This is a genomic window from Niameybacter massiliensis, assembly GCF_001282685.1.
GTDB classification, from domain to species: domain Bacteria; phylum Bacillota; class Clostridia; order Lachnospirales; family Cellulosilyticaceae; genus Holtiella; species Holtiella tumoricola.
Map to the genome: position 1 here is coordinate 492,799 of NZ_LN875035.1, position 19,317 is coordinate 512,115.

General features: G+C 32.9%; 36 protein-coding genes. 9 read left to right on the forward strand and 27 right to left on the reverse strand.

From position 1 onward, the window contains the following. Positions 1 to 129: 129 nt before the first annotated feature. The 9 genes from BN2390_RS07960 to BN2390_RS21670 form a co-directional block, all read right to left on the reverse strand. The gene (locus tag BN2390_RS07960) at positions 130 to 768 is read right to left on the reverse strand and encodes a tyrosine-type recombinase/integrase (protein WP_082238683.1); all 639 of its coding nucleotides are present in this window, start codon (positions 766 to 768) and stop codon (positions 130 to 132) included. A gap of 15 nt (positions 769 to 783) precedes the next feature. Continuing rightward, the gene (locus BN2390_RS07965; protein ID WP_053983821.1) at positions 784 to 1,539 is read right to left on the reverse strand and encodes a DNA adenine methylase; all 756 of its coding nucleotides are present in this window, start codon (positions 1,537 to 1,539) and stop codon (positions 784 to 786) included. A 280-nt stretch (positions 1,540 to 1,819) separates the two neighbouring features. Next, the gene (locus BN2390_RS07970) at positions 1,820 to 2,545 is read right to left on the reverse strand and encodes a hypothetical protein (protein ID WP_053983822.1); all 726 of its coding nucleotides are present in this window, start codon (positions 2,543 to 2,545) and stop codon (positions 1,820 to 1,822) included. A gap of 102 nt (positions 2,546 to 2,647) precedes the next feature. Continuing rightward, positions 2,648 to 3,286, reverse strand: coding sequence for a sigma-70 family RNA polymerase sigma factor (locus BN2390_RS07975; protein WP_053983823.1), 639 nt, complete (start codon positions 3,284 to 3,286; stop codon positions 2,648 to 2,650). Between the two features lie 22 nt (positions 3,287 to 3,308). After that, complete coding sequence (locus BN2390_RS07980; RefSeq protein WP_053983824.1) at positions 3,309 to 3,740, reverse strand: hypothetical protein; 432 nt, start codon at positions 3,738 to 3,740, stop codon at positions 3,309 to 3,311. A 120-nt stretch (positions 3,741 to 3,860) separates the two neighbouring features. Then, positions 3,861 to 4,154 (reverse strand): hypothetical protein, encoded by a 294-nt coding sequence (locus BN2390_RS07985; RefSeq protein WP_053983825.1) that lies wholly within the window; start codon positions 4,152 to 4,154, stop codon positions 3,861 to 3,863. Next, positions 4,151 to 5,074: a ParM/StbA family protein gene (locus BN2390_RS07990; protein ID WP_053983826.1), complete on the reverse strand. Its 924-nt coding sequence runs from the start codon at positions 5,072 to 5,074 to the stop codon at positions 4,151 to 4,153. The genes BN2390_RS07985 and BN2390_RS07990 overlap by 4 nt, the downstream gene beginning before the upstream one ends. A 126-nt stretch (positions 5,075 to 5,200) precedes the next feature. Next, the gene (locus tag BN2390_RS07995) at positions 5,201 to 5,614 is read right to left on the reverse strand and encodes a single-stranded DNA-binding protein (RefSeq protein WP_053983827.1); all 414 of its coding nucleotides are present in this window, start codon (positions 5,612 to 5,614) and stop codon (positions 5,201 to 5,203) included. Next, entirely contained in the window at positions 5,607 to 5,780 is a 174-nt protein-coding gene (locus BN2390_RS21670; RefSeq protein WP_154668802.1) for a hypothetical protein, read from the reverse strand. The genes BN2390_RS07995 and BN2390_RS21670 overlap by 8 nt, the downstream gene beginning before the upstream one ends. A 410-nt stretch (positions 5,781 to 6,190) precedes the next feature. Here BN2390_RS21670 and BN2390_RS08000 point away from each other — a divergent pair, with 410 nt between their 5' ends. Continuing rightward, entirely contained in the window at positions 6,191 to 6,427 is a 237-nt protein-coding gene (locus tag BN2390_RS08000; protein WP_053983828.1) for a hypothetical protein, read from the forward strand. A 58-nt stretch (positions 6,428 to 6,485) separates the two neighbouring features. Here BN2390_RS08000 and BN2390_RS08005 read toward each other — a convergent pair whose 3' ends face one another. From BN2390_RS08005 to BN2390_RS08025, 5 genes are all read right to left on the reverse strand, one after another. After that, positions 6,486 to 7,283, reverse strand: a complete 798-nt coding sequence (locus BN2390_RS08005) for a phosphoadenosine phosphosulfate reductase family protein (RefSeq protein ID WP_053983829.1) — start codon at positions 7,281 to 7,283, stop codon at positions 6,486 to 6,488. Between the two features lie 208 nt (positions 7,284 to 7,491). Then, positions 7,492 to 7,731, reverse strand: coding sequence for a hypothetical protein (locus BN2390_RS08010; RefSeq protein WP_154668803.1), 240 nt, complete (start codon positions 7,729 to 7,731; stop codon positions 7,492 to 7,494). Between the two features lie 29 nt (positions 7,732 to 7,760). Then, the gene (locus BN2390_RS08015; RefSeq protein ID WP_053983831.1) at positions 7,761 to 7,997 is read right to left on the reverse strand and encodes a hypothetical protein; all 237 of its coding nucleotides are present in this window, start codon (positions 7,995 to 7,997) and stop codon (positions 7,761 to 7,763) included. 27 nt (positions 7,998 to 8,024) lie between these two features. Further along, positions 8,025 to 8,261, reverse strand: a complete 237-nt coding sequence (locus BN2390_RS08020; RefSeq protein WP_053983832.1) for a hypothetical protein — start codon at positions 8,259 to 8,261, stop codon at positions 8,025 to 8,027. 33 nt (positions 8,262 to 8,294) lie between these two features. Next, the gene (locus BN2390_RS08025; protein WP_053983833.1) at positions 8,295 to 8,615 is read right to left on the reverse strand and encodes a hypothetical protein; all 321 of its coding nucleotides are present in this window, start codon (positions 8,613 to 8,615) and stop codon (positions 8,295 to 8,297) included. An 87-nt stretch (positions 8,616 to 8,702) separates the two neighbouring features. On the opposite strand from BN2390_RS08025, the gene BN2390_RS08030 reads away from it, so the two are divergent. After that, positions 8,703 to 9,209 carry a hypothetical protein gene (locus BN2390_RS08030; RefSeq protein WP_053983834.1) on the forward strand — a complete coding sequence of 169 codons (507 nt, stop codon included), beginning with the start codon at positions 8,703 to 8,705 and terminating at the stop codon, positions 9,207 to 9,209. A gap of 140 nt (positions 9,210 to 9,349) precedes the next feature. After that, entirely contained in the window at positions 9,350 to 9,538 is a 189-nt protein-coding gene (locus BN2390_RS08035) for a hypothetical protein (protein ID WP_053983835.1), read from the forward strand. A gap of 197 nt (positions 9,539 to 9,735) precedes the next feature. On the opposite strand, the gene BN2390_RS08040 is transcribed toward BN2390_RS08035, so the two are convergent. From BN2390_RS08040 to BN2390_RS08085, 13 genes are all read right to left on the reverse strand, one after another. Then, positions 9,736 to 9,951 carry a hypothetical protein gene (locus BN2390_RS08040; protein WP_053983836.1) on the reverse strand — a complete coding sequence of 72 codons (216 nt, stop codon included), beginning with the start codon at positions 9,949 to 9,951 and terminating at the stop codon, positions 9,736 to 9,738. Positions 9,952 to 9,971: 20 nt separating this feature from the next. Next, positions 9,972 to 10,202 carry a hypothetical protein gene (locus tag BN2390_RS08045; RefSeq protein WP_053983837.1) on the reverse strand — a complete coding sequence of 77 codons (231 nt, stop codon included), beginning with the start codon at positions 10,200 to 10,202 and terminating at the stop codon, positions 9,972 to 9,974. 23 nt (positions 10,203 to 10,225) lie between these two features. After that, positions 10,226 to 10,501 carry a helix-turn-helix domain-containing protein gene (locus BN2390_RS08050; RefSeq protein WP_053983838.1) on the reverse strand — a complete coding sequence of 92 codons (276 nt, stop codon included), beginning with the start codon at positions 10,499 to 10,501 and terminating at the stop codon, positions 10,226 to 10,228. Positions 10,502 to 10,563: 62 nt separating this feature from the next. Continuing rightward, on the reverse strand, positions 10,564 to 10,938 hold the full coding sequence (locus tag BN2390_RS08055; RefSeq protein WP_053983839.1) for a hypothetical protein: 375 nt from the start codon (positions 10,936 to 10,938) through the stop codon (positions 10,564 to 10,566). Beyond that, on the reverse strand, positions 10,938 to 11,270 hold the full coding sequence (locus BN2390_RS08060) for a hypothetical protein (protein WP_053983840.1): 333 nt from the start codon (positions 11,268 to 11,270) through the stop codon (positions 10,938 to 10,940). The genes BN2390_RS08055 and BN2390_RS08060 overlap by 1 nt, the downstream gene beginning before the upstream one ends. Next, complete coding sequence (locus BN2390_RS21675) at positions 11,267 to 11,428, reverse strand: hypothetical protein (protein WP_154668804.1); 162 nt, start codon at positions 11,426 to 11,428, stop codon at positions 11,267 to 11,269. Before BN2390_RS21675 ends, BN2390_RS08060 begins: the two co-directional genes overlap by 4 nt. A 2-nt stretch (positions 11,429 to 11,430) precedes the next feature. Beyond that, a complete protein-coding gene (locus BN2390_RS08065) occupies positions 11,431 to 12,078 on the reverse strand; it encodes a replicative helicase loader/inhibitor (protein ID WP_053983841.1) in 648 nt (215 codons plus the stop codon). Beyond that, positions 12,079 to 13,101 (reverse strand): hypothetical protein, encoded by a 1,023-nt coding sequence (locus BN2390_RS08070; RefSeq protein WP_053983842.1) that lies wholly within the window; start codon positions 13,099 to 13,101, stop codon positions 12,079 to 12,081. It lies immediately after the preceding gene. Further along, the gene (locus BN2390_RS22240) at positions 13,094 to 13,216 is read right to left on the reverse strand and encodes a hypothetical protein (RefSeq protein WP_278308263.1); all 123 of its coding nucleotides are present in this window, start codon (positions 13,214 to 13,216) and stop codon (positions 13,094 to 13,096) included. Before BN2390_RS22240 ends, BN2390_RS08070 begins: the two co-directional genes overlap by 8 nt. Before the next feature lie 27 nt (positions 13,217 to 13,243). Continuing rightward, a complete protein-coding gene (locus BN2390_RS21680; RefSeq protein WP_154668805.1) occupies positions 13,244 to 13,381 on the reverse strand; it encodes a hypothetical protein in 138 nt (45 codons plus the stop codon). Between the two features lie 65 nt (positions 13,382 to 13,446). Continuing rightward, the gene (locus BN2390_RS08075; protein ID WP_053983843.1) at positions 13,447 to 13,941 is read right to left on the reverse strand and encodes a helix-turn-helix transcriptional regulator; all 495 of its coding nucleotides are present in this window, start codon (positions 13,939 to 13,941) and stop codon (positions 13,447 to 13,449) included. A gap of 120 nt (positions 13,942 to 14,061) precedes the next feature. Then, positions 14,062 to 14,268, reverse strand: coding sequence for a hypothetical protein (locus BN2390_RS08080; protein WP_053983844.1), 207 nt, complete (start codon positions 14,266 to 14,268; stop codon positions 14,062 to 14,064). A gap of 44 nt (positions 14,269 to 14,312) precedes the next feature. Then, on the reverse strand, positions 14,313 to 14,522 hold the full coding sequence (locus BN2390_RS08085) for a helix-turn-helix transcriptional regulator (protein ID WP_154668806.1): 210 nt from the start codon (positions 14,520 to 14,522) through the stop codon (positions 14,313 to 14,315). A gap of 186 nt (positions 14,523 to 14,708) precedes the next feature. Between BN2390_RS08085 and BN2390_RS08090 the strand changes: the two genes are divergently transcribed. The 6 genes from BN2390_RS08090 to BN2390_RS08115 all read left to right on the forward strand — a co-directional run bounded on the left by BN2390_RS08090 (position 14,709) and on the right by BN2390_RS08115 (position 19,278). Further along, positions 14,709 to 15,134: a helix-turn-helix domain-containing protein gene (locus BN2390_RS08090; RefSeq protein WP_053983846.1), complete on the forward strand. Its 426-nt coding sequence runs from the start codon at positions 14,709 to 14,711 to the stop codon at positions 15,132 to 15,134. 68 nt (positions 15,135 to 15,202) lie between these two features. Next, on the forward strand, positions 15,203 to 15,643 hold the full coding sequence (locus BN2390_RS08095) for an ImmA/IrrE family metallo-endopeptidase (protein ID WP_053983847.1): 441 nt from the start codon (positions 15,203 to 15,205) through the stop codon (positions 15,641 to 15,643). A gap of 71 nt (positions 15,644 to 15,714) precedes the next feature. Next, on the forward strand, positions 15,715 to 16,509 hold the full coding sequence (locus tag BN2390_RS08100) for a HipA family kinase (protein WP_053983848.1): 795 nt from the start codon (positions 15,715 to 15,717) through the stop codon (positions 16,507 to 16,509). Position 16,510: 1 nt separating this feature from the next. Beyond that, positions 16,511 to 17,308: a hypothetical protein gene (locus BN2390_RS08105; RefSeq protein ID WP_053983849.1), complete on the forward strand. Its 798-nt coding sequence runs from the start codon at positions 16,511 to 16,513 to the stop codon at positions 17,306 to 17,308. Between the two features lie 67 nt (positions 17,309 to 17,375). Continuing rightward, positions 17,376 to 18,998, forward strand: a complete 1,623-nt coding sequence (locus BN2390_RS08110; protein WP_053983850.1) for a recombinase family protein — start codon at positions 17,376 to 17,378, stop codon at positions 18,996 to 18,998. A gap of 28 nt (positions 18,999 to 19,026) precedes the next feature. Continuing rightward, positions 19,027 to 19,278, forward strand: a complete 252-nt coding sequence (locus BN2390_RS08115; RefSeq protein WP_053983851.1) for an HFCD family protein — start codon at positions 19,027 to 19,029, stop codon at positions 19,276 to 19,278. The last annotated feature ends 39 nt before the right edge of the window (positions 19,279 to 19,317 follow it).

The following is a 19,317-nucleotide window of genomic DNA, read 5'->3' on the forward strand; positions in this document are numbered from 1 at the left end:
GTTATAACTAAGGTCTATTGCATTTTATAAAACCTTGTCTAGCCTTTGATTTCTTTAACTTTTTATACTTTCTAATTTACTACTTGCATCTCATAACTGAAAATGATGCATTTGAAAAATTCTTTCCTATTAAATGCGATTTTTCTTTCTCCTTTCAGTTAAGTTATCCATCTTCTTAATAGAACGTTTTCTAAGTACTTTATTAAGTCCTAAATACTTAGCTGTTTCAGTAGGTGATACATGCCCAGCGTAGTTCTGTGCTTCGGCTAAGTCATTATCTTTTTCATAGACCATTGTAATACTAGTCTTTCTAAGAACATGTGTTGCCATATCATAAATTCCTACTGCAGCACCTGCTGTTTTTAACCTTCTATTGGCTTGTGAATAAGATAAAGGTACATTTCTATCTCTAGGACTTGGAAATAAGTATTCACTATTTGATTTACCATATGTATACTCTTTAAAGATTCTTTTTAAATCCGGATGTATATCTATCTCTCTTGGAGGCTTGGGTTGCCTTGGCCTTTTCTTACCTTCTTTTAAATCCTTTTTATGCAACCTACTCAGATACTTTGTTTTGCCCTCTTCAATTACAAGCGTATCGCCTCTTACGTCTCTCACTGTTAGCTGTAAAACATCACCTATTCTAAAGGCTGTATAAAGCATAATAGATGAAAGAACGTAAATCATTATGTCGTTTTCTTCTAAGTAGTCTAATAGCCTAAATAATTGCCTTTCATTATCTATGGGTTCAGTTCTTCTTCCTATGCTCTCACAACCTTTCTAATAATTTGTAATGATTAGCTCTCTATATTCTTTTCTAGCCTTTTGCTCTTTGGATATTGAATAGGATACTTGTACTTCTTCTATGTTAAAATCTTTGTACCATTCCCTTACTTTAGGATGGTCGTTGATTGTAACCATAAATTTACCTTTTATCTGAGATAATGTATCCCTTAACAAAAGATGCTCTTGCTCTCCAAACTCATTCCCATAACCTGCAGTTTCAAAATAAGGTGGATCACAAAAGAAAAAGCTGTGAGGTCTATCATATCTTTTGATAATATCCTCAAAGCTTTTATTCTCAACATATGTATTTCTAAGTCTTTCTTTTATATTACCTAGTACGCCTTGATAATATATCTGTGGCGCTGGCTTACTGGTTGTTCCATAACCAAAGGTTTCACCCTTACTCGCAAAACTTTGTGAGATGAGATAGAGAAAGCGTACTGCTCTTTGAATCTCTGTAAGATATTCAACTGTACAGTGCTTATACTCTTCAAACATATCTCTACCAGAAAACTCATACTCTAATACTCTTTCTATTTCTGGTGCGTGATACTTGATCATACGGAACATATTGATAAGTTCTTTGTCAATGTCATTAATCACTTCAACTTTACTAGGTTCTTTGCCAAAGTATACCCATCCAGCTCCAAAGAACGGCTCTACATAACAAATATGTTCAGGTATTCTTTTTATAATTGTTTTTCTTAATTTTGATTTCCCTCCCATTCTAGGGATTGGTGGTTTCATCATTTGTAATGTGCTCCTTTATGGTTTTATTTGGGTCAAATCTTTTGTACACACCATTAAAGTCGCTTTCAAAACAGTTTTTTACTAGATTGAAATAAAAATGCACCTAGCATTAACACTAGGTGCATTTTTAAATATTTGATAAGTTGACTTATCATTTTAATATTTAGGGGGAATTAGGATGAACTTTAGGTAAAGGGTTTATCTATCATTCACCTAATACTATATTACCATGTTGATACTATCAAAAAGTCCTATAAAAGTATGTGAAAAGTATGGTACTTTAGTACCAAATATTTTTTATTCCCTCTTTTATATTATAAAAATTTTCATTTGCTACTTTTATCTTTTTATTCCTAAACTCTTTTCTTTTAAATGATATTATATTTTCCATAGTTGCCTTTATAGGTGTTAGTCTAGTTCTTTCAACTGAATTATTATAATCTTCATCTAAAACCATATCTGCCATTCCGCACCATACTATACATATTAATATAATCGTGCCTATAAATAATAACACTTTATAATACATTAAAATGCTATATGTTTGATAAATTGTACTCACTGTAAGTATTATTCCTGTCAGACTTATATCACGATAATATCTTTTCATTTCTTTAATATCTTGTATTTCATTCCATATACTATCGTTTATAGATATATGCTTAATTTCACTAAATAAATAAAAACCCCATGGGATAAATACGATAATGTTCATTATTGCCAAAATTGTATTTAGATAGATGTATATTGTACTCATTATAAATATTAGTTCTTCCATCTGAGTTATTTTTATAATAAGAAATGGCATTAGTGCTAATATATTTATAAATAACAAAAATTTTAATGCCTTTATTGACACATTACTTTGATCCTGCAAAGAACCATATTGATGACCATACAATATTTGTTTTCTTTCGAGCTTTAATTTTCTAACTTCTTTAAATCTAATAACCACAAATCCTAACAACATCAAGTACACACCTATAAATATTAATATTTCTACCATACCCTACTCCTTTTTAATTTTATTATAAGTTATATACTCTTATTATATCAACTTGTAAAATTTATACTTCTACTTAACAAAAGAGTAGATTTATATCTACTCTTAAACTTGTTCATATCGTCTCTTTTTCCATTCTTGTCTTGCCCAATTTGTATTTCTTATTTTACCTAACGCCTTGTTTTTGCTATGTATAGTTTTCTTTAACTCCATACAATACATATCTGCAATCTCACTTATTCCTATGCATTCACCATCCCATCCAAAATTAAGTTTTATAATAGTATTTTCTATTAATGTTAAGTTTCTACTCATGATATTTTCCAATGCTTCTCTAACTTCTTCGTAATATATAGATTTCTCTACATATTCAAACTTGTTATACCTATCCTCTAAAGTATCTTCTATTTTAAGCCCTTCATCATTAATAGTCATTTGCAAACTTACTTCTTCATTAGTATTTTTTTGCTCAATAAATCTAGCCATCTTTTTATAAATCCAATATATAGCATATGTCATAAATTTAGCTTTCTTAGGATTATCAAAATCATATCTATTACAAGCATCCATTAGGCCAATGTATCCCTCTTGGATCAAATCATCTATATCTATTGAGTTAGTTTTACCTATGTAAAATTTACTGGCTAGCTTACACACTATATTCTCATTCTGCCTTATAATATCTTCTAGGATATTCAATTCTCCTTGTTGATACCTAAGAACTAATTCTTCATTATTTGTCATTGATATATCCCCCTTTTTTACTTTAATAACATCCTAGGCCCATAACTAATGGTAGATCCTGATGTATAACGATACCGTAAATAGCTTCTCCTACTTGTATAACACCATATTTGCCTAATTCCTTACATCTACTCACCGAATATCCGACCTCCATAGATACATTTATCCAACTATTTTTTTTGATATATTTTAGGTCTACAATTTGATGCTCTACTCTATTTAAATTATTAAGCCCCTTCTTTATCTTCTCTATATCAAGTTTTAAGCGCTTAATTTCAGCTTCTAAATATGTTCTAGTTTTTATATTATTAAGGTCTACTATCTCATTTGAAGCATCAAATTTCATGTTTTCGTTCAATATATCTAAATCTTTTACGCGTAGCTCCAGTTGAGTACAGTATTTATTGTACTCCCCAATCTTTTTCTTTGTATTTTTTATGTATTCATTTTTCATCTTCAATTCCCCCTTTAAAATTTACGACTTATTAAACTTTCATTTGTTTGCTTGAATAAGCACCAAAACACATGAAGTAAACTATAAAAATTTACTTCATGTGTACTGATCCTTATTCAATTAGTCCTCATCAAAGAAGCTTGCAGCTTCAACTAAATCATTATCCTCTTCTTTATCCTTCTGTTTCACTTGAAGTATTGGTTGAAAATCTTCAAGATACTTCTTAACAATTTTTTCTATCCTGGTATCCAAGTCTTTTTCACTTGTTAGTACTCTTCTTTCTTCCATCATTTCTTTTCTAATACAGTAACGGATAAATTCTGATTTATTCCCATTGCATTTAGATTTCACATACTCATGGAGCTCTGGATCATTATCAAATCCAACTGGAACGATATCTCTTGATTTGCTCACTTAAACTTCACCTTCCCTATTTCAAGGAACCCTGCAACATTTGTCCATTGTGTTTCCTCGACCGTCTGTACGTGTGGGATTACTTCTTTAAGTGCCTCTTTAACCAATAGGCTTGTCCCACCAGTAACAACAATATCCATTAAATCTAAAGGGAACTCCTTCTTTAAGTCTGCAACAACTTCCTGTACATACCCCTTATAGATTTCACTTAATGCCTTTTGACTTTCTGGTTCAATCTTCCCTTGATACTTAATACCACCATTTGAAATGATATCTTCTATATCTCTTGAAGTAAGTCCTCGCTTATACATTGCTTCAAATTTCCTCTTAATCATTGCTTCTATCTGCATAGACCCTTGATTAGTTGTCATCATAGAACTTGGTTGAGGTATTAGATTGTCGTAAATGCCAAAGTTCATATTCCTTCCACCTAGATCTATAACGCCGACTCTCTTGCCTACAAAAAGTTCTTTGTTGGTATAAACTACTCCTGATGATTCAGGCATAATTAAAACTCTAGTAAATTGGATATTTTGATACTTCCCATCTACTACAAATTTCTTTGGTTGCTCTTTGATATTCTCTTGAAATGCCTTTCTATTATCTTTACTCAAATAGATATTAGTTGGGCATCCAATAACAGCCGCTATTTCACCTTTGCATCCTAATCTATATGCTGCTGTATATATGGCTAACTTGTGAAGTAATGTGTTCTTTTCAAGGCTATAATCTACTTGCTCGCCTTGATCTCCAATAATATATGTATCTTCTTCATAAATCACTTTATTGCTATTCCCAGTTGCTTCAATATCTAGGCTGGATGTAAGTTGTGTACTCTTTGTTCTAAATAGAGTTTTCTCTCCACTTGCTCCTAACCCCTTTGTTGCATGCTTTCCTGCATCGATTGCTATTACTTTCATCCTAATCCCTCCAAATTTCATAATTTGTATTACAATGTATTACTTGTAATACCGTTTCGTCTTCATATGTATTACAATGTAATACTTTGTAATACATAACCATGCTTTAACTGCTTAAAACACATTCTAGAATGGTAAGTCATCATCTTCTCCTATATCTGGTGTTGGGCATTCACTTAATGTTTGAGTATTACTTGAAGTTGGCGTCCCTTCTTCAACTGATTTCTTACTCTCTGCAAAATGTTGCTCTTCAACTACAACATCAACTGATGTATGTGTGATGCCATCTTTATCCCATCTGTTCGTTTGAAGTCTGCCTACTACTGATACCATTTGGCCCTTCCTAAAGAACTTCTCTGCAAATTCTCCAGCTTTACCAAATGCTACAATATTGAAGAAGTCAACATCTGGTTCGCCTTGCTTTACAAATTGTTTTCTAACCGCTAGCCCATATCTTACTACTGCAACTGGATTAGCTGACTGTGAGTATCTAACTTCTGGATCACGTGTTAAGCGTCCCATTAAAATCACTTTATTCATGTCTAAACTTTCCTCCTATTATGTACTCTTGAGATCTCATCTTTTTTCTATGTTGGTAATCTGCAAATGCTTTATCAAACATCCTGCGTTGCTCTTTTTGTTTAAGCTCTTCAGCGCGCTTCTGTTTTTCAATGACTTGTGCTGCTATCCTTTGTTGTGTATTCATCGTTATACCCTCCATACTTCTAGCCAAAAGCAAATTTTATTCATTAATTCATTATTTGATATTGATTTTCATTTTCTATTATGGTATTATTATTTTGACATGATTAATACATATTTTTTAACATTTTCCCTCCCGATTTCGGGAAGCACTAGCTCCAACTAGTGCTTATTTTTTTGCCCACTTAAAATCAATTTTTATTTAATGTATATATCTAAATACTTTTACACAAAATATTAATGGATCTTAATTAATCAATTGTCCTAACACCCTTATAATTTATTTATCTAGAGTGATCTAGCCTGGTATCCTCCTTAGGTCACTCTATACATATCTTAACGTTTTTATTTAATTCTTACTTTTCACTGTGTTATACTAAAACTCTAAACCATCCATAAAATAGGGGGAATTTTATGTCTATATTTTTAATAATCTGTGGTATTATTTTTATTTCTTTAACTCCAGTAGTGAGTAATTTAGTACTACCAGCTCTTGGTATACTACTTATAGCACTATCTATTGTTATAAAGAATCAAAAAACACTTATCGTTAAAAGTGATATCATCATAGAACATCTAAAGTTAAATCGTTCTCTACTAGAGGTAACGTCAGATAGTTCTACTAATAATATCTTAGATAACGAAGTCTAAAGTACTTAAGCGCCATCCTACTGGATGGTGTTTTTTATTCAAAAACTAATTTTATTGACTACTCTTCAAACATACTGCACTGATTTTCTAGTGGCTTTTCTTTACATTTGCCTATCCACCATTCCATTACATCTTCTCCAGTTTGCCATGTTGTGTTATTATCTAAGTTCTTAATCATTCTGTTAAATGCTCTTATGTAATTTTCTTTGTACTTAGGATACATCTCTAATTCTTTTTCCTGGTTGCTACTTAAAGGACACCCTATACAACCTATTCTAGTAAAGCCCTGGTCGTACAGTTCACAGTATGGCTTTTTGTATTTCTTTAGAAATTCCCATACATCTTCATCTGTCCAGTCTATAATAGGTCGTACCATTACTTTGCCTTTCCAAAAGCTAACCATACTAAGCTTTTTCCTATTATTGCTTTCTGACCATCTTACGCCAACAAGCACAGTGTCACCTACATTACCTACATTTTCTTTTAACTCTTCACAACAATACCTCTGCATCCTTGTAGGTGGTTGTTTTTTACTAGATATCAAATTAAATATAGTTTTAGGCCTACCTTCCATAGTCCCCTTTACTTGTCTTTTGGTAAATACATTGCATTTTCTTTCTATAACATCCGGATAGTACTTTCTTCTAAACCTAATCAGCTCTGGTGGATCGGGCGTTGGTGCAACTTCTGCTCTGAATTTAACCCCTGCCATTTCCGCCAAATGATATACTACTTGACTATCCTTACCTCCACTAAAGGCTAATAAGTAACCTTCTTGTGGTTCAAATTCTTGCAATCTTTTTATTGCTATATCAACTTTATTTATTTCTCCAAATAATGTATGTTCAACTAACACTCATACCACCTAATTCAACTCGTATTGCCTAAGTTGAATTAAGTTAAATCGTTATCTACCAATCTCAGTCATGGTGTGAGCCTAATGCTCTACAGTGGGGATTTTTACGCCTTTACCACATATCTTTTTTCATAGCTAGATACATGGCTAGTGTTCTAGCTACTATGGCAACCTTAATAAGTTAAGGTCCTGGTACGGTGTTATGCTTCTATATTTCAATTAGTTCAGTTTCTTTAAATCTTACACTTAGAATTTCTGCATTAAGGTAAGGTCTATAGTCATAGTCCATGTTGTATTCTATTATGTATGCTTTAAGTGCTGCTCTAGCTTCATTCTCACTAAGTGCTCTTACTTCCCACGTTTGTTTCTTCCAGTTTCCTCTTATGGTATTGTAAGAGAACTCTATTTGGTACACATTAATTTCTAATCGTGTCTTAATGCTCTTCACAATATCACTTCCTAAAAAAACTATTTTATTTACTCTTGCCATACAACTTCTACAATGTCATCCTCTTCAACTTCAAACTCTGGATTATACTCTTTAAGTATTTTTTCAATCTTTTTCTTATCAACAAATAATATCCATTCTTTTTGTTCATCATTGAAATGCATATACATTTTGTTTTGTATCTCTCGCTTCAATTCGTCAAATTGCTTCGCCTTATCCCTTAACTCATCAAAATCATTAATGCTAATGGTTACTTTTCCGTCCATCTTCATCCTCCTCAAAGAATTATTTTATTAAAACATTTTTGCTATTTTCATCAGATCTTGAGCTCTTTCCATAGCACTTGGGCACATTGCTTCTATCGTTCCTAACATGCCAGCTAACGCTATTTCTGATTGTCTCGCTCTTAATCTCCTAATTTCACGTTGTTCATCCTGCAACCTCTTTTGTTCTTCTGTAGGCTCTACATGTGGTCTATTGTTGTATCTCCACCATATGTTCCTGCTATGAATCTTTTTCAATAATGCCATGTATTCCTCCAAAAAAATTATTCTATGGAGTTGTTAAGCCCCATATTTTAAATTTCTTTTGTTCTTCATTATTTGTTCGAATGTATTTGCATACTTACAAATTTTTGTATTCTTTGGAAACACCATTTTCACGCTCTCATGCGAAAAATTAAGCATTTCTTCTGTTATGCCTAACGTGTCCATGTTGATGTAACAATCACCATGTTTACTTTTGCTAACGGCTTCTTCTTTTGTGTATAAGCCAACTTTACTTAAATCAGTGTAGTACCCACTACTATTTTTACCCCAAAACAACACATTCTCACTATTGCCCCAGTATCTTAATGCTATTATTAAATACTTCTTTTCTTCCATTTGCTCACCCTTTCAAACTTAGATTTGCTTAAATACTTTATACACTTCACCATCTTTGTTATAATGAAAACAAAAAAGGAGAACTTTATGAATCAATCAGATAAACTAAACGACTTTTTTACTTCTAATCCTGAGGCATACTCTAAATTTAAATCTTCTATGGAAAACTTTTATTATGAACCTCAAATAAACATTCCTGATTATACTAAAAACATCAAACTAGCCCCCAGTATTGCAGAGCGTGAAGCTGCTGCTGATAATCGCAATACAGAGTTGATGGCAGAAATAAGCTCTGGTAATGATCGCCTAGTTCAGCAATTAGAAATAGCTAATCTATCTTTAAATGAAATGAATACTACTTTAAAGTCTCAACTTAATAGTGCTAATACTACACTTAACATGGTCCTTAGTTCCATAGGTCACAATTCACAGCTAACTCATAGACAACTTATAGAAATGAATAAATCAGTCGCTGAACTTAAAACTCTAATAGAGATTGGTGATTCTGAAGGTGTAAATAAGTTCATTGCTGACCATGGATTAGAAAGTTTAGCTTTAGTCCTTCAAGTAATTTCTATGTGTTTTGGTGCTTAGAAACTAATGAGGGTTAATTCCCTCAACTAGCTTCTATAAAAAATTGATTTTATTACTCTATTTGAATTTTTCTTTAAACTACCGTATAATTTATTTATCAACTCTATCCAGTTGAAATATAAAAGAAAGGCGGTACTAATATGAAAGCTACTGAACTTCAACAACAAATAGCTAAAGAACTTTGTCTTAAAATGCTTGAAAAAGGTGAGTATGCTGAGTTCTATCGTGGAGATCTTGATGAAATCTCATACAACACTCAAACAGGTCATAATATTGGCACACTCTATCAAGCTATTTTATCTAAAGTTTGTGCCACTGAAACTATTTAGTAATTTCTAAGCTCTCTATATGTTTCAGTTAGCTTACTAATTGCATTTAATGTCTCTGGAATAGCTGCAACTACTTCTGGAGACATTTGCTTTTCATCTAATTCCTTCTGAATCTATTCACAACTTTTACAAATTGTTTGTTTAAGATTTTCTTTTACTTCTCTCATTTTTATCATCCTTCCAATAGTTAATTTGTCTTAGTCCCATTCCCCATAATTAGGGCAACTGGTACATTCGGATTTATTCTTAGTACACTCTTCACAATCTAGTTCTTCACGTTCATGGATGTACCCAGTGTTACCGCAATTACGGCATGTAGCTTTATCTGCTATTTTTCTGAATCCTATTGTTACATCTTCTTCTAGATCTATCTCCTTAGAATTGCATTTAACACATTGTATAAATCTAACCATCTTCTCACCTTCTAACTTATCTAGATTCTTACTGGTATACCCTCAAGGTCATATCCTGATGCAATTACTTCTGCTGATTCATTACGACTCTCTATCCAACATCTACCACTTTCATTTCTGAATCTTACATCAGTCCATTCACCATCAATATTAACTTCCACTTTATCCATATCACGTAAGCCTTGTAATACCCATAAGTCCATTTCCAGTATCCCGTATGTGTATAATTTCCCATTACGCCCTAGATACATGCCATCCCTCCTATCCTTTTGTTTTACTCAATTTTCATCTGCCCCGGCATAATTGCCATGAGCTTTTTGATATCTGTAACAGGCTTATAAAATTTATTAGCCCCTTCTATATAATCTATTTCTATCAATCCATGACTTTTAAGATTTCTAATATATCTATCTGTGTTATTCTTCATGCATCCAAGTTCTTTAACTAACTGTGAAGATGTACAAGGTTTTACTAGGAGTATGAGGATAATTCTGTATTCTGTTGCCTTTAATTTGCATTTTGCTAAATAGTTATAATACTGCTTATCCATACTTTCTCCTTAGTTAGTCTTTTTTGACTAATCAATTAGTCTGTTTAGACTAATCTTGCTTATCATCCCAACATGTATTTAAATCTCATTCCAAGACTTGGTACAAATCCATTCCTTGTCCTAATAGCTATACCTATTGTCTTTTCTGTTACATAATGTTCTATAGCTGCTTGCTCTGCACTGTTGTATACTTTTACAACTTCACCTGCATCATTTAATTTTCCAACTTGGTATCTTTGAAGTGGTTTATTTACACCATCACCATATCTAAACCATAGTTTTTTATCTGGGAACTTTCCATCGTGCCCCATAAATGCTAGTCTCATTTTTGCCCTATCTATTCCGTGCTCTTCTAATGCCTCTTTGACAGTTCTATATCTCTTAATCACTTCACCTGTCTCATAATCTAGTTGTTCAAACTCTCTGATTTTACCCATTAGCTGATACCTCCCAGCATCAATTGCCCACTTTCTTTTCTTGTAAGTTCATGTTTAAACTTAGGTTTTACTCGTTCTCTCTTTGCTACTTGCTGTACATCTGCACAATATTTAGCAGCATAAACATGCAATGCTACATCCTCAATGGAATCTTTTTTATTCCATAACTTGATGGTGTTCATAATCTTATTTAGAGCCTGTTCGTTCCCATGCTCTTTGATATGCCTTTTAACAATGCTTGTCCATTCTTCTTTGGTTAGCTTAGTGCCATCCATGAGGTAATAAAACCACGCTTTGTTTATTTCTTCTCTGCATCCTAGTTTCATGTTCATTGACTCACCAACTTCCCTGCGACATAACCTTTTATTTGGTTAATATCTTGAAACTGTGTTCGTCCTTCATGAATTAACATCATGATATATGTAATGGATTTATTATGTTTCTCAGCCATTTCACTTGCCCACTTAGCTGCTTCAAAATGATTTGTCATAACTATGCTCCTATGTTCTCTAATACATCTTTAACTTTCGCCATACCACGTTGAGCAACCTCTATAGGTTGTTTCTCATAGTGTTCTTCGTATGTAATATATGCAACTGCTTGTTCTTTTGGTTTTTGTAATAATGACATTTGCTCATGAATACCAATACTAAGTACTTGCTCTGCTTGTCTGCGTTTATTAATGCTCTTCATAGTTCTATAAAAATGTGCTCTATCTGCTTCAAGATTTTCACTCGCACATAACTCTGCCCATCCTCCCATTGCTTTTATAGCTTGTACAACCTCTTCTGGTAATGATGCTAAGGCTTCGTTTACTCTTGCATATCCATAATTACGAATTGCTCGCTGCACCATGCCCCAAGCATCTGTCTCATCAATTTCCGGACCATTAATAACTTCTGCACATGCTTTTCTTATTTTTGCTATGTTTGGATAAAATTCTTCTTGTGCTATAAGTTTATGGATACCAACCTTAAGAACATTCATAGGAATATCACTTAGGCTTTCGTACCAAAATCTCAACATATTCTTATCATTTAAATCAAAGTCCCAATTAGGATAGTTGCTTTTAAGTCCTGCCATAAGCGAGGAAAACTCAACTCTTAATTGTTTGTCATCTGTAGCATCAAATTGACTCATTTAAAAATCACCATCCCCATTTATAAATTCTTGCATCCCCTTAGACATTAACTGGCTTGTCACCGTTCCAACAGATGCTTTTAAACTATTGTCATACTGTCCTTCTAAAATTGCTATAGCTTGATTTTCTCGCATGATCCAGTCAAAGTTTGCTTTCCACTCCTTCTTACGACCTGCTAAGAAATCACTGGATTCTGTTTTGTAAAACAAGGTTCTTAGTATATCAATATCACCATTTGCATATTTCCACATTGTTCGCATAGCCTTTTTACGTTTATCACTGACCTGCTGTACTTGAGGGAGTGATATGCAAATCTTGTTATATTCAAAAATGATATCCTCATACGGTACTTGTGTGCGTCGTGTGCGCTCTGGCTCGATAGAGCCACTATTGTGTGTACTCTCCTGTGTAGTCTTTTGTTTAGTCTCCTGGTAATCTACTGAGTAATCTACTGATAATGGAAATGCCCTTTCGGCACTTACGTAAGTTCCCTTTGGTTCTGTACGTAAGTTACCATTGGCACCATCCGTAAGTTCCCTTTGTTCATCTCCGTAAGTGCCCTTTGGTAACTTACGTAAAACACCTTTGGGAACTTCCGTAGAATCGCTTTTTGTTGCCCAATTTGTTAAAACTTGATCTAGAAGTTCATTGTTTCTTTGATAGAAAGTTAACCCTTTAACCCTATCTCGGTAAGACAAGTAATACATGCCTTCAAACTTATCACTAGCCTGGTCATACTCCTTTTTACTTACATAAGTAATACCTATCTTAGAAAATGCATTTTTAAATTCCTTTTTGCTAAACCCTATCTCTTCTAGCCATGCATCACCTGGTGCATAACTTGGATGTTCACATCCTTCAAGGAACTTATAGAAGTTTCTTCCGTTTGTTTTTGAGAACCAATACTCAAGCTGAACCATAAGCAAACTTGCTGTAACTGATTTGGTAAGGGTATTAAGTTCTGGATAATAAGGTATTGCTCTTGATACATTTGCTAATATCAAGCTTTTCATTTCAGCCATTATTTGTCCCCCTGTTTATGTATTCTTTGTGTTTGATAACTTGCCCTAACTTACAAGCAAAATATCCTATTGTAACACCTATTGCTAGTAATAAAGTGCCTACTAATTCATCCAACTTGTAAGCCTCCTAGTCATTTATGTATTAAATGCAGCACCAAAGATACAGCATAAAGCCTGTCCCCATAGTTGCTATTACCGCCAACTCAAACAACCCTTTCATAGCTTGGTCAAACCATTTGCTGAGGTTACTTTTAAGTGCTCTTTTTTCTCTTACTGTCATTATTCAATTCTCTCCCTTTGACATCTGTATAAGAACGTGCTATACTGATGTCACCAATTTAGATTTTAAACGTATGCTCTTTCAAGGTTGCCGCCTTGAAGGAGCTTTTTTCTTACTCCAAAACTACTTATAATTAGCGGTAAGCTTACACCTGCTAGCTCTGTGACTTCTTTCTGGACGCGTTCCCAGCGTTCTTCTTCATCTTCATTTACTTGTCCATCACATGCTATCGAGATCATATCCATCTGAACGGACCTTATATCGTTATATTCCTTCTGGAACCGTAAGGCTAGATTATCCAAACCTGTATGTATGATTGGTGGCAAAATGAGCCTCCCAAGTTCTGTACATCGGTGTAAGTAAATATACCCTAGTAATGGCTCTTCGTAAGCCTGTACTATTTTTGAAACTGTTCTTTCTGATGGGATTTCTTTACCTGTCTCCCATTTGCTTAAAGTAGAGGTATCTGCTACTCCAATAACAAAGCATGCTTGCTCTTGTGTCAGCCCTCTATCCTTTCGTGCCTTTACCAGTGCTATAGTAAATTCATTCTGATTCATAACGATTTATCCCCTTCTTGTTATATTAGGTCAATTTATAGTCATAAAATTGACTACTTTACCTATTCTTAATTTGCATATAATCCTGTAGTATATCTTTAGTATCTATGTACATTCTTCTTAATGATACACAGGCATTGAGGTTAATCTCTCAAATACAATTTTTCCTACCTCTTTAGGCATTTTATTGATTTGACTAACGATAACCTTAGCCTGAAACCTTGTAACTTCTTGATTAATACATGTGAGGTGTTGATTCTCTTTAGTAAGTGGCGTACCATCTTCTAAAAAACATCTAATGTTGTACTCTTGTTCTTTGCAAGCCATGACCTCCCCTCCTCTTTAGATGTTTATGAATGTCTAAATTTGTCCTATGACCTCTTTATGTCATTTTTTGTGACATTTGTTTTTAAAAAAATTTTATCATCATTTGTTTTCAGACATTCTTTAAGTTTTAATGCAATATCTAATGAGGGTGTTAATTTTCCAGTTTCATAGGAAGATATCGTATTTCTATTTACTCCTACATATTCTGCTACAGCATCTTGTGTCAAACCAAGCTTTTTTCTTTGGTTAATCATATAAATCCTCATGTATACCTCCTGTTATGTCATTTATTATGACTTTATAGTACGTCATTTTAAATGACATGTCAATAGCTTTTCTAAAAAATGTTTTATTTAATGACATTTATAGATTTAGTCATTAATAATGACTATACTTTATATATAAAAACATCAATACTTTATCAGAATTGGAGGATAAATATGGAAGTGACTAGTAGTGAGTTTGCCTTAAGACTAAAAGAACTCCGTAAAGAAAATAATATTACACAACTAGAGCTTTCAAAGAAACTAGGTATAGTACGTACCGCTATTACCAATTATGAAACTGGTAGGACTATGCCAGATCCAATAACATTAAACGCGCTTGCCAAAATATTTAATGTGTCATTAGATTATCTTATGGGTGAAACAAATACCCGTAATTATATTGACCTTGATCACATTAAGCCTGCATCTGTTAAGGAAAAAGTTTCTTATGATGAGTTCATGAAAACAGCAAAAGCTTTCTTTATGGATGCATCTGATGAAGATCGTGAAGCAATCACCAGAGATATTTCAAATTTATACTGGGAAAGTAAACAAATTAATAAGACAAAATATGCTCCACGTAAAAAAAAAAATAGTTAAATAAAAACTTAAATAAATTTGAAATTTAATAAGTAATAACTATTCTTTTTTTTACTGGAGGAACACAAATGATAAATATTAGAGTAAGGGTTAAAAACTTAGTGCAAAAATATGGGACACGTAGCCCTGAAAAAATTGCTAAAGAATTAAAAATCCATGTAAAATACTTGCCTTATGCAACAACAAAAGGTTATTTTATTAAAATATTGCGCAATAAGTTCATTATTGTTAATTCTAATTTAGATGAAACAGCTCAACAAATAGTACTGGCGCATGAACTTGGGCATGCACTGCTCCACTCTAATAAAACGGACTTTTTGAAATATGAAAAGGGAGTTTTACTAACACAAGATGAAGACCTCTTTAACTCTAATTGTATGTACGAGAATCAAGCAAATAAATTTGCAGCCGAGTTACTCTTGCATAACGATATGGAATTTGAAGGTTCTTACATAGATGAAACAACATATAATATGCTTGTTCGTATAAAAGAAACAAAAATAAGATAATCGTACAAACCCATAGCATAATATTTATTGGCTATGTTATGGCTTATTATTAAAGTATATTAGGAGTAAATATGTCATATTTATATATAGATAAAATTATAGATGGTTACCCCCATACTTCTACACAACCTTTAAACTGTGTATTGAATAATAATGAACATGTTATTTTTAAATGTTATGATAACCAAGAAGGTGTACTCTCTTTAATAAATGAGTGGGTTTCCTATAAGTTAGCATGTCATTTAAGATTGCCAATCCCAAATGCTGGACTTGCTAGGTTAGACTTAAATACAGCTGTTGGTACTCCACCTTATGAAATTTCAAGTGGACTTGGTTTTTATTCAACACGATTAAATAATATCTTGAATATGCGTTCTGAGTTAGGTTTACTTTTAAAACAGCATTGTATAAACTTAAGTGATTTCCCAAGAATTCTTTTATTTGATCACTTAATATTCAATACTGACCGTAATCCAGGGAATTTATTATATAGTATTGCAGAAAATAAAATCTACATTATTGATCATACGCACGTCTTTCCAAATAGAGTTATCTGGGATAAATACAAGCTTAAGCAATGTATGGAAGAAAAAGATATTGGGGATACTTCTGTAATGGAATGGAATGAGTTTCTCTATAATATGTTTTTTGGAATTATGTCTGTTAAAAATATGAATTTGATTGATGTTGCACATGATTTCCAAACTCTATTAAATAAGGACTTAATTAAAGATATTGTATATTCTATCCCAGAAGAATGGAAAATTGATTGCGATAGTTTAGATATGCTGATAGAATATATAAGTTATCGATTGGTTCACTTAGAGGATATTTGTAATACTATATTTAAGTATAAGGAGGTGTAATATGATGTGTAAAATTAAATACTCTGCATTAACTTATTATCCATCTTTTTTATTAACTGATAATACTACAATCGGTGTTGCATTCCATAACCTATCTACTAATGAGCGTAGATTTGAAATAACTTCTAATATAACTAGAATTGCTAATACATATGATGAATTAAACCCAGATATTTTAAAAATCATATTGCACAGTATCAAAGAGTCTATTTGCAAAGATTCATCATATTCATTCAATAATACAGAAACATCATTTGATTTATATGACTTCACAAAATTCTATGTCAACGAATTTAAATTTACTCCTATTGTTGAAGTTGATGTAGAAAATTTTGATTCATTTATAGATGAAGCCAAAAAGATTTATCTAAGATATGACTACTCAAAAGAACAACGCCCTTCTGTAGGTGATGAAATCAAATTTTTAAAACATATAATTTCTTCCAAGAAGAATGATTGTTCTTCTAAACCTCTATTTGGTGAATTTAATGATCAAATTAATTTTGATTATATTATAAATAATGAATATGCAATAAAAATATTTGATTTTAAGAATAGTACCCAAAAGCAATCTATTTCTACCGCAAGAAGTTGGGCTTTAGCTGCTCAAGAAGTTACTCCTATGCATAAAGTAGTATTTATCTATAGCCATGATATGGATATACTAAGCGAAAACGCAAAAAGCAAACTAAAAACTGCATTAGCTATTTTAAATAAATATAGCTATAAAACATTAGAAATTAGTGAAGGGGCATCTTTTATCTCTTCAATAACTAACAATCAATTGTCGGTTATTTAAATTTATATTCAAGCTCCACATAGACACATCTATGTGGAGCTCATTGTTTATATATAGGAGGCCTACTATGAAAATAGCAATCTACTCCCGTAAGTCCAAGACTTCTGACAAAGGGGAATCTATAGATAATCAAATACACATGTGTAAGGAGTATGCCAATGCACATTTTGAGACGCCAGAGTTCTCTACATTTGTAGATGAAGGTTTCTCAGGTGGCAATACCAATCGTCCTCAATTTAAAATACTTATAGATGAGCTAAAGAAAGGTATGTATGATGTACTTATATGCTATCGTCTAGATCGTATTTCTAGAAATGTTTCTGACTTTGCATCTACATTAGACATCTTAACCGAGCATGGCATAGGATTCGTATCTATCAAAGAGAATTTTGATACAACCACACCTATGGGGCGTGCCATGATTCACATATCTTCTGTATTTGCTCAACTAGAAAGAGAAACCATTGCAGAGCGTGTTACAGATAACCTATTAGAGCTTGCAAAGCTGGGCCGTTGGCTAGGCGGTACTTCTCCGTTAGGCTATAAGAGCAAAAAAGTAGCTTATCAATCCAGTGGCAAGACTAAGCATTATTCTGTTCTTGAACAAGATCCAGATACTGCTTCTATCGTTAAGCTCATTTTTGACAAGTATTTAGAGCTTGGTAGCATTTCTAAAGTAGAAACCTATCTTATGCAGTCTAATATCAAAACACCTAACAAAGCCTACTTCCGATCCAATGTTATACGTAATATATTAATCAATCCTGTTTATGTTACTGCTGATACATCAATCTATGATTACTTTCATAAACTTGAATGTATTCTACCTAAACCTAAAGAAGAATTTAATGGCTCCTATGGACTCATGCCTTATAACCGTAATAAAAAAGGACAAGGAAACTTACAAAATCCTCATGATAAATGGATTATCTCCATTGGCACCCATGAGCCTATTATCTCTAGCCTAAATTGGATAGCAGTTCAAAAGCAACTTGCTGCAAATAGCGACTTAGCCTATTCTAATGCAAGCACTTCTCCTGCTCTACTTAGCGGATTGATCTACTGTAAACATTGTGGGGCACCTATGCAAGTTTCCGGTAAAGGTGTTTTGGCAGATGGTACAGTATGCTATAACTATAGATGTACTACCAAGACTAAGAGTAGAGGTACGTTATGCAATATTAATAATATAAGTAAAGGCTATGCTCTAGATGCGCTTGTAATCAAACGTATTCGTGCTATGTTAGAAAATGAAACGGACTTAATCAAAGAACTCAAAAAGTCTAAACATGATTTAACCTTTAAGGCCGATGCTAATGAAGAAGAAAAAACACGTATCAAAATGGAATTAGATACAAATACGACTACTATTAGTAGCCTTATAAAAAAACTTGCTCTATTTGATGATCCGACTATGGAACAATATATACAAGACGAGGTTAAGGCACTGCATAGTAAAAATGCTGCTCTTAAAGAGCAACTTGAAGATCTTGAAAGTTTGGGTATCAATCAAGACTACTCTCTTGCTAATATTGACCTTATTCTTCAATCTCTTAAAGATTTTAATAAACTGATAGACTATGCAACATTGCATCAAAAGAAAACGCTTATGCGCAACTTAATTAAGCGTATTGAATGGGATGGTGAAACAGTAGGTATCTTCTTCTACTTCCAACAAAGTCCATTATGAAGGGAAGAAAAACACCCATATTCATATCATGGTAGCAAAATCTCTTATGCGTAATGGCAAGCCTATCATTCTTGCTATTTCTACTAACGATGGCTTAGGACTCAACCTTGAAAACATTGGACATTTAATGCCAAATCAAAATATTTATTTTGTACCTTTCGGCCAAGATAACTACATTGCTAAACCTTACTCACTTGTTGCTGATTTATCACTTGTACCTGACACCATTCAACTTGCATTAGAAGGCAAACAAATTCAACCTGTAATTGTTAAATACTAAAAATAAACCCTCATCACTTTTTTATAAAAGCGGTGAGGG

Bases quoted from the DNA above. Each gene is read 5' to 3' on its own strand.
- BN2390_RS08100 (WP_053983848.1), top strand. From the start codon at position 15,715: ATGTCATATTTATATATAGATAAAATTATAGATGGTTACCCCCATACT.
- BN2390_RS07970 (WP_053983822.1), bottom strand. From the start codon at position 2,545: ATGGTAGAAATATTAATATTTATAGGTGTGTACTTGATGTTGTTAGGA.
- BN2390_RS08085 (WP_154668806.1), bottom strand. From the start codon at position 14,522: ATGATTAACCAAAGAAAAAAGCTTGGTTTGACACAAGATGCTGTAGCA.
- BN2390_RS08070 (WP_053983842.1), bottom strand. From the start codon at position 13,101: ATGGCTGAAATGAAAAGCTTGATATTAGCAAATGTATCAAGAGCAATA.
- BN2390_RS08025 (WP_053983833.1), bottom strand. From the start codon at position 8,615: ATGGAAGAAAAGAAGTATTTAATAATAGCATTAAGATACTGGGGCAAT.
- BN2390_RS07965 (WP_053983821.1), bottom strand. From the start codon at position 1,539: ATGATGAAACCACCAATCCCTAGAATGGGAGGGAAATCAAAATTAAGA.
- BN2390_RS08115 (WP_053983851.1), top strand. From the start codon at position 19,027: ATGGTAGCAAAATCTCTTATGCGTAATGGCAAGCCTATCATTCTTGCT.
- BN2390_RS07975 (WP_053983823.1), bottom strand. From the start codon at position 3,286: ATGACAAATAATGAAGAATTAGTTCTTAGGTATCAACAAGGAGAATTG.
- BN2390_RS08095 (WP_053983847.1), top strand. From the start codon at position 15,203: ATGATAAATATTAGAGTAAGGGTTAAAAACTTAGTGCAAAAATATGGG.
- BN2390_RS08030 (WP_053983834.1), top strand. From the start codon at position 8,703: ATGAATCAATCAGATAAACTAAACGACTTTTTTACTTCTAATCCTGAG.
- BN2390_RS08020 (WP_053983832.1), bottom strand. From the start codon at position 8,261: ATGGCATTATTGAAAAAGATTCATAGCAGGAACATATGGTGGAGATAC.
- BN2390_RS08035 (WP_053983835.1), top strand. From the start codon at position 9,350: ATGAAAGCTACTGAACTTCAACAACAAATAGCTAAAGAACTTTGTCTT.
- BN2390_RS08080 (WP_053983844.1), bottom strand. From the start codon at position 14,268: ATGGCTTGCAAAGAACAAGAGTACAACATTAGATGTTTTTTAGAAGAT.
- BN2390_RS08090 (WP_053983846.1), top strand. From the start codon at position 14,709: ATGGAAGTGACTAGTAGTGAGTTTGCCTTAAGACTAAAAGAACTCCGT.
- BN2390_RS08065 (WP_053983841.1), bottom strand. From the start codon at position 12,078: ATGAGTCAATTTGATGCTACAGATGACAAACAATTAAGAGTTGAGTTT.
- BN2390_RS21675 (WP_154668804.1), bottom strand. From the start codon at position 11,428: ATGACAAATCATTTTGAAGCAGCTAAGTGGGCAAGTGAAATGGCTGAG.
- BN2390_RS08105 (WP_053983849.1), top strand. From the start codon at position 16,511: ATGATGTGTAAAATTAAATACTCTGCATTAACTTATTATCCATCTTTT.
- BN2390_RS08015 (WP_053983831.1), bottom strand. From the start codon at position 7,997: ATGGACGGAAAAGTAACCATTAGCATTAATGATTTTGATGAGTTAAGG.
- BN2390_RS08060 (WP_053983840.1), bottom strand. From the start codon at position 11,270: ATGAACATGAAACTAGGATGCAGAGAAGAAATAAACAAAGCGTGGTTT.
- BN2390_RS07995 (WP_053983827.1), bottom strand. From the start codon at position 5,614: ATGAATAAAGTGATTTTAATGGGACGCTTAACACGTGATCCAGAAGTT.
- BN2390_RS08040 (WP_053983836.1), bottom strand. From the start codon at position 9,951: ATGGTTAGATTTATACAATGTGTTAAATGCAATTCTAAGGAGATAGAT.
- BN2390_RS07990 (WP_053983826.1), bottom strand. From the start codon at position 5,074: ATGAAAGTAATAGCAATCGATGCAGGAAAGCATGCAACAAAGGGGTTA.
- BN2390_RS08075 (WP_053983843.1), bottom strand. From the start codon at position 13,941: ATGAATCAGAATGAATTTACTATAGCACTGGTAAAGGCACGAAAGGAT.
- BN2390_RS08045 (WP_053983837.1), bottom strand. From the start codon at position 10,202: ATGTATCTAGGGCGTAATGGGAAATTATACACATACGGGATACTGGAA.
- BN2390_RS07980 (WP_053983824.1), bottom strand. From the start codon at position 3,740: ATGAAAAATGAATACATAAAAAATACAAAGAAAAAGATTGGGGAGTAC.
- BN2390_RS21670 (WP_154668802.1), bottom strand. From the start codon at position 5,780: ATGAATACACAACAAAGGATAGCAGCACAAGTCATTGAAAAACAGAAG.
- BN2390_RS08050 (WP_053983838.1), bottom strand. From the start codon at position 10,501: ATGGATAAGCAGTATTATAACTATTTAGCAAAATGCAAATTAAAGGCA.
- BN2390_RS08000 (WP_053983828.1), top strand. From the start codon at position 6,191: ATGTCTATATTTTTAATAATCTGTGGTATTATTTTTATTTCTTTAACT.
- BN2390_RS21680 (WP_154668805.1), bottom strand. From the start codon at position 13,381: ATGACAGTAAGAGAAAAAAGAGCACTTAAAAGTAACCTCAGCAAATGG.
- BN2390_RS08055 (WP_053983839.1), bottom strand. From the start codon at position 10,938: ATGGGTAAAATCAGAGAGTTTGAACAACTAGATTATGAGACAGGTGAA.
- BN2390_RS08110 (WP_053983850.1), top strand. From the start codon at position 17,376: ATGAAAATAGCAATCTACTCCCGTAAGTCCAAGACTTCTGACAAAGGG.